This is a genomic window from Saccharopolyspora hirsuta (assembly GCF_008630535.1).
GTDB lineage: Bacteria > Actinomycetota > Actinomycetes > Mycobacteriales > Pseudonocardiaceae > Saccharopolyspora > Saccharopolyspora hirsuta.
Genome location: NZ_VWPH01000004.1, coordinates 481,918 through 494,549, shown reverse-complemented (window position 1 = coordinate 494,549; position 12,632 = coordinate 481,918). Strand labels below are relative to the sequence as shown.

Sequence of the window (12,632 nt, the reverse complement as noted above, 5' to 3'; positions counted from 1 at the left end):
CGCAGGGGAGAACACGTGAACCTCCACCGTCTGCTGGTCGAGCGGAACCGGAAGTCCGGGCCGATCAAGGTCGGCGTCATCGGGGCGGGCAAGTTCTCCTCGATGTTCCTCACCCAGGCCCTGCACGTTCCGGGCCTGCACCTGGTGGGCGTCGCGGACCTCAGCCCGGATCGGGCCCGCACCGCGCTCGCCCGGACCGGTTGGCCGTCCGAGCGCTACGCCGCCGCGTCCTTCGGCGAAGCGCTGCGCACCGGCGGCACGCACGTCACCGACAGCGCGGACGACCTCATCGACGTCCCCGGTCTGGAGGTGGTGCTGGAGATCACCGGCGATCCGATCGTCGGGACCCACCACGCGGTCCGGGCCATCGACGCGGGGCGTCACGTCGTCATGGTCAACGTCGAGGCGGACTGCCTGGTCGGCCCGCTGCTCGCCGAGCGCGCCCGCCGGGCCGGTGTCGTCTACACCATGGCCTACGGCGACCAGCCCGCCCTGATCTGCGAGCTCGTCGACTGGTGCCGCACGGTCGGCTTCGACGTGGTCGCGGCGGGCAAGGGCACCAAGTACCTGCCGGAGTACCGCAGCTCCACCCCGGACACGGTGTGGGACCACTACGGCTTCACCGCCGAGCAGCTGGCCAGCGGCGACTACAACCCCAAGATGTTCAACTCGTTCCTCGACGGGACCAAGTCGGCCATCGAGATGGCCGCCGTCGCCAACGGCACGGGCCTCCAGCCGCAGGACGAGGGCCTGCTCTTCCCACCGGTCGGGGTCGACGACCTCGCGACCGCGCTCCGGCCGGGGGAGCTGGGCGGTTCGCTGACCCGGCGCGGCACGGTCGAAGTGGTCTCCAGCCTCGAGCGCGACGGGACCGAGGTCGACCGCGACCTGCGCTGGGGCGTCTACGTCACCTTCGAGGCCCGCACCGACTACGCGGTCCAGTGCTTCGCCGAGTACGGCGTGCGCACTGATCCCACCGGCCGCTACGGGGCGCTCTACCGCCCGTACCACATGATCGGCCTCGAACTCGGGATCTCCATCGCCTCCGCGGTGCTGCGGGGTGAGCCCACCGGCGCGCCCGACGCCTTCCGCGGTGACGTCGTCGCCGTCGCCAAGCGCGACTTGAGGGCGGGCGAGGTGCTCGACGGTGAAGGCGGCTTCACGGTCCACGGCGAGCTCACCCCCGCCCGCGCCTCGTTGGCCGCTGACGCGCTGCCGATCGGCTTGGCGCACGGCTGCCGACTGGTGAACGACGTGCCCGCGGGCGCGATCCTCAGCTGGGCGGACGCCGATCTCGACGACACCCTGCTCGCGGTGAAGCTGCGCCGCGAGCTCCAGGAGGGCTGACCGGAGTCCCGCTGCGGGCGGTCATGGCGCGGCGTGCTGGGTGACGAGCCCCTGGGCGAGGTCCGCCTGGATCGCGTCCGGGTCGCGCTCGGCAGGATCGCCGTAGCCGCCTCCGCCGCCGGACTCGCACCGCAGGACGTCTCCCTTGTGGACCCGAAGGCTGTTGGCCTTGAGCATCTCGCGGGCGTGCTCGGTGCCGGGGTTGAGCACGACGCGCGGTGGTGCGCCCGCTTCACCGCCGAAGAGACCCCAGGCGGGGGTGACCGAGCGCTCCCACCACAGGGAGAGGTCCTGGTCGGCTTCCATGACGTACTCGCGCACGACACCGTTGCCGCCGCGCCACTTCCCGGCCCCGCCGGAGTCGGCCCGGACGTGGTACTTCGTGACGCGCACCGGGTAGAGCGTTTCCAGGACCTCGATGGGCAGGTCGCACAGCGACCCGTTCACGTTGTTGATCAGCGCGGTCTCCCCGTCGCTGCCGCGCCACGCGCCCCAACCGCCGACGGTGGCCTCCAGGGTGACGAAGGGTTCGCCGGTGCGCGGGTTGTCCCCGGCGAACTGCACGATCATCGAGTCGCCGTAGCTGGCGGCGGCCACCTCGTCGGGCATGGCGGGGGAGAGCGCCTTGACGATGAGGTCGATGAGCATGCCGAGGCTGGAGTAGTAGTACTGGCAGGCGGCGGGTTCGCGGGCACCGAGCATGGAGCCCTCGCGGACCTCGACGTGCAGCGGGGCGAACGAGCCGCCGTTGAGGCTCACCGACGGCGAGATCAGCAGCTTGTAGCCGACCCGCGCGGCGGAGATCGCTTGGGCGCGCCCGCAGTTGACCGGTCCGGTGGTCTGGTCGGCGCAGTCGGTCAGGTCGATCGTCATGCGGTCACCGTCCACTGTGATCCGCACGGTGACCTTCAGCGGCGTGTCGAGGTCGATGGCGTCGTTGTCGAGGTACCCGGTGGCTTCGTAGGTCCCGTCCGGGATGGCCTGCAGGCGCTGGCGTTCGAGCCGCTCGGTCTGGGCGAAGATCTCCTCCCGGGCCTCGTCGATCGTCGCCGCGCCGTACCTGGCGAACAGCTCGCCCAGGCGCTTCACCCCCATGCGGGCGCAGGCGATCTGCGCCCGCATGTCGCCGAGCGTCACGTAGGGGAAGCGGACGTTGGTCTCGATGAGGCGCAGGACGTCGGCGCACTCATCGCCCCCGGCGACGATCCTGGTCGGCCCCATCCGCAGGCCTTCCTGGTAGATGCTGGTGGAGTCCATCGAACCGCCCGGGTCCTTCGAGCCCATGTCGATCCAGTGGGCGCGCGAGGCGGCGAACCCGACGAGCTCGTCCTGCACGAAGATCGGCGCGTACACCGTGCAGTCGTTGAGGTGGGTGCCGCCGATGTAGGAGTCGTTGAGCACCCAGACGTCGCCGGGCCGCCACACGTCGGGACCGAACTCGGCCTCGGTGTGCCGGGAGCACTCCTCCAGGTTGCCGAGGAAGATCGGCAGCCCGGACGACTGGCCCAGCACGCGGTGCTCGCGGTCGAGCAGGGCGACCGCGCAGTCCTTGCCCTCGTAGATCGTCGGCGTGTACGAGGAGCGGATCAGGGTCGTGTTCATGTCCGCGGCGGCCTGGATCAGCGCCGAGCGGATGATCTCGGTGGTGACCGGGCTGATCGTCATGACAGCGCCTCCGTCTCCGGCCGCGGGGCCAGGGTGATGGTCAGGAATTCGTTGTCGTCGACCCGGAGTTCGGCGTCCGGGGGGACGACGGTGGTCGAGGTCTCCTCGTGGACGATGGCCGGTCCCGGGAGCCGGGTGCCGACCGGCAGCGCGGAGCGCGCGACGATCGTCGTGGGCAGTGCTGTCCCGTCGAAAACGACGTCGCGGACGACGGTTTCCGCCGGGGCGGGCGCGGCCGCGCCGACCTCGGCGGCGGTCCGGTCCACCCGCCCGCGGCCGGTGGTCCGGATCGTGACGAACTGGACCGGGGCGCCCGGGGTCGCGTGCCCGTAGCGCTTGTGGTGCGCTTCGGCGAAGCGCTGTTCGAGGATGCCGACGAAGTCGGGGGACGCCACGTCGTCGGTGTCCCAGATCGGCACCGTGAGCGTGTAGTCCTGGCTCTCGTAGCGCATGTCGATGCTGTGGCTCACGGAACGCTTGTCCTCGCTGATGCCCTGCTCGATCAGGGCCTCGATCGCCTGGCCGCGCAGCGCGTCCAGAGCTGCTGACAGCGCTTGGGTGTCGAGAGTCCGGTTCGTCGCGAAGAACTGCATGGTGAAGTCGCGTCGCACGTCGGATTCGAGCATGCCCCACGCGGAGAACGCGCCGGGGAACCGGGGGACGATCACCTCCGTCACGCCGATCTCCCGCGCGATGAACGCCGCGTGCATGGGTCCGGCCCCGCCGAAGGCGAGCAGCGCGAACTGCCCGGGCTCGCGGCCGTGCTCCACGGTCAGCGTGCGGATCGCCTGGGCCATCTTGGCGTTGCCCACGTCGCAGATGCCGGAGGCGAGTTCGACCGGGTCCATGTCCAGCTCGGCCGCCAGCGCGGCGACGGCGCGGTGCGCGGCGTCCAGGTCGAGCCGCATCCCGCCACCGGCGAACGAGTCCGGGTCGACCCGGCCGAGGACGCAGTTCGCGTCGGTGACCGTGGCCTGCGTGCCGCCGCGGCCGTAGCAGGCCGGACCGGGGACGGCACCCGCCGACTCCGGGCCGACGCGCAGCCCGGTTCCCTCGGCGTAGGCGAGCGATCCGCCGCCCGCGCCGATCGTGTGCAGGTTCACCAGCGGCATCAGCAGCGGGAAGCCCTCGCACGACCCGTCCGGGGACACGTCCGGTTCGTGGTCCATGACCAGCGAGACGTCGAACGAGGTGCCGCCCATGTCGATGCAGATGACGTTCGGTCGGCCGAGCAGCTTGCTGACCGCGACACCGCCCATCGTGCCGCCGACGGGACCGGAGAGCAGCGTCTGCAACGGGTGCGTCCGGGCGAAGTCGGCGTTGACCAACCCGCCGGACGACTGCATGACGTGCACGGGGACGTGCAGGCCGTTGTCGGCGAAGCGCGCCTCGATCTTGTCCAGGTAGCGGTGCACCGACGGCCCGGTGTAGGCCTCCATGACCGTCGTCGACATCCGCTCGTACTCGCGCCACTCGGGCGCCACCTCGTGCGAGAGGACGACCAGCACGTCGTCGCCGAGCTCCTCGCGGAGGATCCGGCCCGCGCGGCGTTCGTGCTCGCCGTTGAGGTAGGCGAACAGGAAGCACACGGCGACCGCGTCGAACCCCTCCTCCCGCACCCGCTTGGCCGCGAGCCGGACCGCGTCCTCGTCCAGCGGCTCCAGCTCCTCGCCCGCTGCGTCGAAGCGGCCGCCGACCTCGGCGATCGCCTCGCGCGCGACGAGCGGCGCCGGTTTGCGGTAGTGCAGGTCGAACAGGCGCTCCCGGTTGCCGCGGGCGATCTGGTAGACGTCGCCGATCCCCCGCGTGGTCATGATCAGCACGTTCGCGCCCCGGCGCTCGAGCAGCGCGTTGAGGCCCTGCGTCGTGCCGTGCACGAAGAACCCGATCTCGGCGAAGGGGAGCTCGAACCCGGCGAGGGCGTCGAACACCCCGCGCGCGAGGTCGTCGGGCGTGGTCAGGACCTTGCCCGCGCGCACCTGCCGCGAGGCCCCGTCGAAGGTGACGACGTCGGTGAAGGTGCCGCCGATGTCCATGGCGACCCGGTATGTCATGGAGAACTCCTTGCCGTTGCGGAAGATCTGCACTGGTTCAGTCGAGCGCGCGCCCCTCGGTCTCCGGGAGGGGGAGGACGGCGATCAGCGCGAGGACCAGGAAGGCGCTGATCGAACCGATGATGATCGAGGACACCACGCCGAAGTCCATCAGCGAGCCGATGACGGGGACCGAGATGGTGTTGGCCAGCAGGATCGCCGAGGTCGACCACGAGTAGCCGAGACCGCGGAGGCCGGTCGGCAGGATCTCGCCGGACCACGTGTTCCAGATGCCCCACGCGCCGAGCGAGAAGAAGGCCAGGACGAGGTTGCCCGCGTACATCTGCGCCGACCCGGTCGCGAGGCCGAACAGCGCACCGCCCGCGGCCGAGGCGAACACGAACGCCAGGAAGATCTTCTTGCGGCCGTACCGCCTGGTCAGCACCGCCGCGAGCAGATATCCGGGGATCGACACCAGCTGCGTGACCGCGACGAACCACAGCGCGTCGGAGACGCTGAGCCCCTTGCTCTGCAGCAGAACCGGCAGCCACGTCTGCAGACCCCAGTAGCCCCAGCTGAAGGTGAACGAGACGACGAGCAGGAGCAGGAACTGGCGTCGGACCTTCGGGCCGAACAGGCTGCGGATGTCGCCGCTCCGGCCGTCCTCGTCGACCGCGAACCGGGTGTCCTCGGCAACCGGGCTCCCCAGCCAGCGCAGCACGCGCGCGGCCTCGGCGTGCCGCTGCTGCTTGGCGAGCCAGTACGGCGACTCCGGCACCCACCGCAGGATCGCGAACGCCCAGAGCCCGGCGACCGCGGCCACGATCGCGACCGCGCGCCAGCTCACCGCGCCGAGCGTCTGGCTGACACCGATGCACAGGAGCGTTCCGATCGGGAACCCGATCGACAGCGCGACCGCGCCCTGGCCGCGCCACCTGGTCGGCAGCAGCTCCAGGAAGTACGGGAACGTCACGGTGTAGACGCCGCCGAAGGCGACCCCGGAGAGGAAGCGCAGGACCAGGAACGCCCAGTAGACGGGGGACAACGCCGCCAGCAGCGCCAGCACTGCGTAGAGCAGCAGGCTGAACACCGCCACCTTGCGGCGGCCGAGCCTGTCGATGAACGCACCCCACAGCAGTGCGCCGGGCACCATCCCGAACGCCACGGCCGACAACGCCCACCCGAGCTGGGCGTCGCCGATGCCGAGTTCCGCGGCGATCCCGTCCGAGACGTAGACGAGGCCGACCTGCTCCCACGCCTCGACGACGAAGGTGACGAAGAGGACCGAACCGGCGACGAGATGCGCTCGGCCCACCGGCATCTCGTCGAAGACCTGGCCGACCGTTCTGCGCGCCGTGGATCGACCGGCCGCTGCTGGACCCGCGTCGCCTGATGAGGGAGTCATGACGCCTCCGGTCATCGAAACGTTTTGACGATTTGTGACATCCAACGCGCGCGACCGATCGGTGTCAATAGCCCGCCCCGGCCGAGTCGTGCGTGACGACCCCGGACGCGGGTGCGGGATACTGGGCTGACCAGCCGGGTGGACGAAGGGAGCGGACATCGTTGAACGGCAGCACCGCCCGCCGTGTCACGATTCGCGACGTCGCCGAACGGGCCGGGGTCTCGATCAGCACCGTCTCGCACGCGTTCTCCGGCAGCCGACCGATCTCCCGGGCCACCAGGGACCGGATCTTCCGGGCGGCGGCTGAACTCGGCTACGACCCGAACCCGAGCGCCCGATCGCTGCGCACCGGGCGCTCGGGCATCATCGGGCTGATCCTGCGGCCCCGCTTCGCGCTCTCCGGCACCCCGGACCGCGCCGAGACCTTCAACCGGCTGGTGGGCTCGGTCGCCACCGAGATGCTGCGCCGCAAGGTCGGCCTGATCCACGTGCCCGACCTGCACGACCCGTCGGTCTCCAGCGTGCCGATGGACGGCTGCATCGTGGCCCACCCGTACGGTGCCGACGAGGTGCTGGCCGAGCTGCTCCGCAGGGGAGTACCGGTGGTCACCATCGAGGAGGACCCGGAACGGCCGGAGTTCACGTGGACGGTCCGGCTCGACTACACCACCGTGGTCACGGCCCTGCTGGACCACCTCCGCGATCAGGGCGCGGGCAGCATCGCGCTGCTGACCGGGACCGAGGACAACGCGTGGAACCGGCGCTCCCGGGAGACGTACCTCGCCTGGTGCGAGCGGCACGGCCGCGCGGCACGCACCGAGCTGCTCAGCGAAGGCCTCAGCGTCGATGACGCCGCCGCGACGATCCGGCCACTGCTCGCCAGCCCGGATCGCCCGGACGCCGTGGTGGTCGACACCAGCGACTTCGCCGCGATCGCCGCGGAGATCGCCGCCGCCGAGGGAATCCGCGTGCCCGAAGACCTCATGATCGCTTCCCTGACCGACACCGAGCACTCCCGGAGCGCGGTCCCCCCGATCACCGCGATGGACCTCAACCACGAGCGCCTCGCCGAGAAGGCCGTCGAACTCGTGCTTTCCAGGCTCGCCGGAGCGGAAACACCGACCGAAGCGCAGGTTCTCGCGCCCGCTCTCAGAGTCCGCGCCTCAACCCAGCGGTCCGCCGGAACCGGGGCGAATGGAGGTTGATCTCCGCCAGGCTGGTGCGGCCCGGGCTCAGATGACGTCGAGCCTCGGTGCGGCGGACGCTGTTTGGGCCGCGTGCGCGACGGCTCTGGCGTCTTCGAGGTGGGCCACGCGGACGGCCAGCGCCGGTACGGCTCGTTTGGTGGGTTTGGTGGTGTAGACGGCGAAGATCTTCGTGGACTGGTCGTAGCGAACGGCTCTTGCTTCGTTCCAGCTGATGTGGAGGAACTGCTTGCGCAGGATGCCGACGAACAGGAAGAGCAGTCGTCGGTCCGTGCACGCCAGCACGCCGAACCCGTCGCCCAGGGCGCTGGCGAGCGCGAGAACTCGCTCCTCCGGCTGGAGGTGGTCGGGGAGGAGGTTGATCTCCTTCATGGAACCCACGAGCGCGCCCCGGACGCGGTCGAGCGCGGCGGCCACGTCGGGCCGCGCGGGCGGGTTCGGGGTCTGCTGCCGGGGTTCTTCCGCTTCGGCTGGCGGTGCGGTCGGACGTGCTGCGGTGTGGAAGGTCCAGCGGTACCCGTCCCAGTAGCGCAGCAGCGCGTCGTCGAGCGGATCCGGCAACCAGGTCGCTGGTCGGGCGGGGCGAGCAGCGGGTGCGGGTTGGTGGTTCACGGCTCATTCACCATCGCTGGGCAGGAGTGCTGATGCGGCCGGGGCGCGCCGGGCGGGGTCGGACGCCCGCCATTCGATCGCTTCCGCGGTGTCCGTGTATTCGAGGACGTGGTCGTCGCCCAGCTCGAGCAGGAGTTCGCGGACCTCGGCGGGGGTGGCGTAGAAGAACTCGCGGCGGGGGTTGACGAGGTTGACCCGTTTGCGGGCCAGCTTCTGGTGCAGGGTCGTTTCGAGCGCGACGGCGTCCGCGGAGAAGAACAGGGCGTGCGTGTCGAACTTGAACGGCACCGATGCGTCGCCGAGCTCCCGGATGCGGTCCATCGGGTCGAGCCGCCGGGTCATGCCGATCTTGACCACGTCGGGGCCGAACGCACCGATGTTGGAGATGACGTAGACGTACCCGGCGCGGGCGTTGGCAGCGCGCTGCTCCACTCCGGCGATCGCGTCGTCGACGGCGGCGAGCTGCTCTTGGGCCCGCTGCAGGGCCTCGGCATCGCCGTTGGCTTCGAGCTTGACGACGACAGCAGCGTAGTGAGCGCGTTCCTTGTCCAGGCGTGCTCGTTCTCGTTCGAGTTCCTTGGCGACCTTGGCCTCTTCGCGGAGCCGCTCCCGCTCGGCCCGGGCTTGCTCCCGTTCGACTTCGACCTTCATGAGGTAGTCGGCGGTGAGGTCGATCTCCTGGAGGCGCAGCCGGTGGTAGTCGGTGGAGATGACGATGCGCATCAGCGTGCCGAGCTTGGCGATGGTGTCGCGAGCTTTCGTCAGCCGCTGCTTCACCGCCTCGCGGGTGTGCGGTTTGACCGCCCGAACGGCGTTGTCCGCTTCGGTGTTGTAGGAGCGCAGCATCAGCTTGGCCATGTCCCGGGCGAGCTTCTGGCCTTCTCTGACCGACCCGTTGACCGCCCAGTCGACCTGGCAGGTCACGGCATCGTTCTTCGTGGCGTCCTTGATCCGCTGCTTCAGGGCCCCCAACGCGTCCTTGTAGGCGAGTGCGTCGTCGAGGGGGTGTGAGTACTCGTAGATCCCGACTTCCTGGAGCAGAGCGAGGTCTCGCGTCTCGACGAGCTGCGCGCGCCAGTGGTCGACCTCTGCCTCGATCTCCCGCCGGGACGAGACGAGCGCCGCGTGATCGTTCCGGGATCGGTCCACCGTGGACCGGAGATGGCGCAGCTCGGCTTCGAGCGCGGCGGTCTCCGCGCCGCGCAGTTGGCCCACCCATCCCCGCAGTTCGGCGATCGTGGCGTGCGCTGCGGCGAGCTGTTGCTGGAGCGCGGCGATCTCCGCGCTCTGGTTCCTGCCGAACAAGGCGTTCCCGGTCCTCTCACCCCGACACGTCGGGCCGGCCACCTCGGGGACGCCGTGCTCAGGCCCAACTCGTCAATATCCCCGTGCGCATCAGGTGTTACGCCTGCCTGCGACGTTGAGCGCGCATTCACCGGAACGGCCCAGTCGGCCGGACTGCTGGTGGGGAGTGGGGCCGTCGGGGCGGCGAACTTCTCGTGCTCGAAATGATCTGTTGACCGGTCTCTCATCTTGCGGCAATACTACCCATACATTGAGAGCCTTTACCACTGTATGAAAAAGGAGCTTGGATGCGTGCTTCAGTGCTGGGACTCGGTGAGGCCGGGAGCTTGTACGCTTCCGGGCTGGTCAAGCAGGGGTGGGTCGTGTCGGGCTACGATCCGGCCGACCACGCCGCGCCGCCCGGGGTCGGCAGGGCGAGCACTCCGGAGGAGGCCGTTGCGGGCGCCGAGGTGGTGCTGAGCCTGGTAGGCGGATCAGCGGCGCTGCGGGCCGCGGAGTCCGTCGCGGCGTTCCTGCCCCCGGATGCGGTCTACGCGGACATGAACGCCGGAGATCCCGCGGTGAAGGCGCAGATCGCGGCGATGGTCGGCGAGGGCCGGTTCGCCGATGTCGCGGTGATCGGCTCGGTGCCCGCCAACGGCGCGGCCACGGGCGTGGTCATCAGCGGAGCGGGTGCGCGGGCGGCGGCGCGCGTGTTCGCCGACCTCGGTGCTGAGGTCGAGGACATCGGAGGCCGCCCGGGCGAGGCCACTGCGCGCAAGTTGCTGCGCAGCACGTTCATGAAGGGTCTTGGCGCGTTGATCGTGGAATCCGTGGCCGCGGGCCGTGCGGCCGGGGCCGAGGAGTGGGTGCGCGAGCAGATCTCCAACGAGCTCAGCGGGGGAGCAGCGGCGGCCGACCGGCTGCACGACGGCACGTACAAGCACGCCCAGCGCCGCACCGTCGAAGTCGATGCGGCGGCAGCCCTGCTCGACTCGCTCGGCCAGCGGCCGATCCTCACGCGCGCCACTGCTGAGCTGCACCGCGGTCTGGCCGACTCGGCGCGGGCCCAGGTCGACGACGTGCTGGCCGGGTACGCCGGGCTGGCCGTGGCCAACATCGGCGACGCGCGCGAGCGGATGGGCATGCTCGACGGTGGTATCCGTCCGCTGTGGAAGGGCGCCCGGTTGGTCGGGCGGGCCCGCACGGTGTCGGTGCGCAGCGGGGACAACCTGGCGGTGCACCGCGCGGTCGAGGCTTCGCAGCCCGGTGATGTGCTGGTCATCAACGGTCAGGGCGACACGAGCCGGGCGCTGATCGGCGAGTTGATCGCCGAGCGCGCCAAGGCCCGCGGGGTGGTGGGCATGGTCATCGACGGCGCCGCGCGCGACGTCGCCGAGCTGGAGCGGATCGGCTTCGGCGTGTGGGCTCGCGGCGTTTCCCCGGCCGGGCCGTACAAGCACGGGCCGGGCCAGGTGAACGTGCCCGTCGCCGTGGGAGGCGTGGTCGCCTGCCCCGGGGACGTGGTCGTGGCCGACGACGACGGCGTCATCGTGGTGCCCGCGGCCGAGGCCGTCACCAGCCTGCTGGGCGGTCGTGCGGTGGAGGCCGACGAGGCGCAGCGCCGCGCCGCGATCCTCGCCGGGACGGCGTGATGGCCGGGGTGTGGGCGCTGGTCGCCTTCGTCGGCGTCATCATCGTGTGGAACGCGGTGTTCAAGCGGAACATCGGGGAGGCCATGATCATGGGCTTCCTCGCCGTCTGCGCGTTCGCGGTGTTCGGCGGGGTCGAAGGCGGCGGCTCGCCGCTGGAGGCCATCGGTTCCGCGGTGCTCGATGCCATGCAGGAGGAGGTCACCTTCGCCGGGCTGGCGTTCGTGTTCATGAGCTACCTGCTCACCCGGACCCCGGTGCTGGACAGGTTGATCGACCTGCTGAACTCCGTGTTGGGCAGGCTGCGCGGCGGTCCCGTCTACACCGCCACCGTCGCGGGCGGCATCTTCGGTGCGATCGCCCACGTCGGCGCGGCGGTGACCGCCGCGGTCGGTTCCGTGACCGTGCCGTGGATGAAGCGCTCCGGGGTCAAGCCGGAGCTCGCCGCGACGGTGGTGGCCGGTGGCGCCGGGATGGGGGTCACCTTCCCGTTCTCCTCGACGATGTTCATCCTCGTCGGCGGTCTCGCCGCCCAGGGCATCATGCAGCCGGACGAGATCGTGAAACCGCTGGCGCTGGCCGGGCTGTGGTGCTTGGGCTACCGCCTGGTGCTGGTGTTCTTCCTCGTGCGCCGCCACGGCATCGAGCCGATCTCGGCGGCCGACCGGATGCCGTTCGGGCGCAGCCTGCGCACCGGGTGGACGTCGCTGCTGCTGTTCGTGCCGATCCTGGTCCCGCTGCTGCTGACCCGCGGCCCGCTCGCCGAGCTGCTCGGGGCCTACTCCGGTGTGGGTGATGAGCTGAAGGAGCCGGTCGAGCTCGCCGACGGCACCACGCTGCCCGCGCAGGCCTACGCGATGCCGGACGTGATCAGCCTGATCACCTGGATCCCGGTGCTGATGATCGCCCTGGTGCTGCTGCTCGGTCGGAAGCACCTGCCCCGCAGGGCGTCCGGCTGGTGGTCGGCGGTGGCCGAGGCCGCGCCGTCGTTCGGCGTCATCGGCATCACCATCGTCGCGGCGTTCTCGGCGTCGAACCTGCTCGCGGACCTCGGCCTGGCCGACCAGCTCAAGACCGTGCTGTCCGGTCTGCAGGCGCCGGGGTGGATCATGGCCATCGCGATCGGCGTGATCATCGTGGCCATCGCCATCCCGCTCACCGCGAGCGCGACCATGGCGGCGGTGGGGCCGGTGGCGGTGGCCGCGCTGGTCGGTGCCGGGATCCCGGCACCGATCGCAGCTGCCGCCGTGCTGATCTTCGCCTCCACCGAGGGGGCGTCGCCGCCTTCCGGGGCGCCGATCTACGTCGCTTCCGGAATCGCCCGAGTCGACCCGGTCAAGACGTTCCTGCCGCTGCTGAGCTACTACTGCCTGCCGATCCTCGGCATGGGCGTCCTGATCGCCGTCGGCGCACTCCCCGTTTAGCCGAG

Annotated in this window: 9 protein-coding genes; 4 read left to right on the top strand and 5 right to left on the bottom strand. The window is 70.6% G+C overall.

All coding sequences use genetic code 11. The features are described 5' to 3' along the window. Positions 1–15: 15 nt before the first annotated feature. Positions 16–1,347 (top strand): NAD(P)H-dependent oxidoreductase, encoded by a 1,332-nt coding sequence (locus F1721_RS10565; protein WP_150066415.1) that lies wholly within the window; start codon positions 16–18, stop codon positions 1,345–1,347. Positions 1,348–1,368: 21 nt separating this feature from the next. Here the strand turns inward: F1721_RS10565 and F1721_RS10560 are convergent, their stop codons facing one another. Genes F1721_RS10560 through F1721_RS10550 form a run of 3 tightly spaced genes read right to left on the bottom strand, consistent with a single transcriptional unit; the run spans position 1,369 to position 6,450 of the window. Continuing rightward, on the bottom strand, positions 1,369–3,012 hold the full coding sequence (locus F1721_RS10560; RefSeq protein ID WP_150066414.1) for a hydantoinase B/oxoprolinase family protein: 1,644 nt from the start codon (positions 3,010–3,012) through the stop codon (positions 1,369–1,371). Then, the gene (locus F1721_RS10555) at positions 3,009–5,066 is read right to left on the bottom strand and encodes a hydantoinase/oxoprolinase family protein (RefSeq protein ID WP_150066413.1); all 2,058 of its coding nucleotides are present in this window, start codon (positions 5,064–5,066) and stop codon (positions 3,009–3,011) included. The genes F1721_RS10560 and F1721_RS10555 overlap by 4 nt, the downstream gene beginning before the upstream one ends. 37 nt (positions 5,067–5,103) lie before the next feature. Beyond that, a complete protein-coding gene (locus F1721_RS10550) occupies positions 5,104–6,450 on the bottom strand; it encodes an MFS transporter (protein ID WP_211840408.1) in 1,347 nt (448 codons plus the stop codon). Positions 6,451–6,611: 161 nt separating this feature from the next. Here F1721_RS10550 and F1721_RS10545 point away from each other — a divergent pair, with 161 nt between their 5' ends. Beyond that, on the top strand, positions 6,612–7,655 hold the full coding sequence (locus F1721_RS10545) for a LacI family DNA-binding transcriptional regulator (protein ID WP_150066412.1): 1,044 nt from the start codon (positions 6,612–6,614) through the stop codon (positions 7,653–7,655). 27 nt (positions 7,656–7,682) lie between these two features. Here F1721_RS10545 and F1721_RS10540 read toward each other — a convergent pair whose 3' ends face one another. Together F1721_RS10540 and F1721_RS10535 are read right to left on the bottom strand one after the other, a co-directional pair. Next, a complete protein-coding gene (locus F1721_RS10540; protein ID WP_150066411.1) occupies positions 7,683–8,267 on the bottom strand; it encodes a DUF2510 domain-containing protein in 585 nt (194 codons plus the stop codon). A 3-nt stretch (positions 8,268–8,270) separates the two neighbouring features. Further along, the gene (locus F1721_RS10535; RefSeq protein WP_246154625.1) at positions 8,271–9,572 is read right to left on the bottom strand and encodes an SNIPE associated domain-containing protein; all 1,302 of its coding nucleotides are present in this window, start codon (positions 9,570–9,572) and stop codon (positions 8,271–8,273) included. A gap of 287 nt (positions 9,573–9,859) precedes the next feature. Between F1721_RS10535 and F1721_RS10530 the strand changes: the two genes are divergently transcribed. After that, positions 9,860–11,206, top strand: a complete 1,347-nt coding sequence (locus F1721_RS10530) for an RraA family protein (RefSeq protein ID WP_150066409.1) — start codon at positions 9,860–9,862, stop codon at positions 11,204–11,206. Further along, entirely contained in the window at positions 11,206–12,627 is a 1,422-nt protein-coding gene (locus F1721_RS10525) for a TRAP transporter large permease subunit (protein ID WP_150066408.1), read from the top strand. Before F1721_RS10530 ends, F1721_RS10525 begins: the two co-directional genes overlap by 1 nt. Positions 12,628–12,632 lie beyond the last annotated feature (5 nt).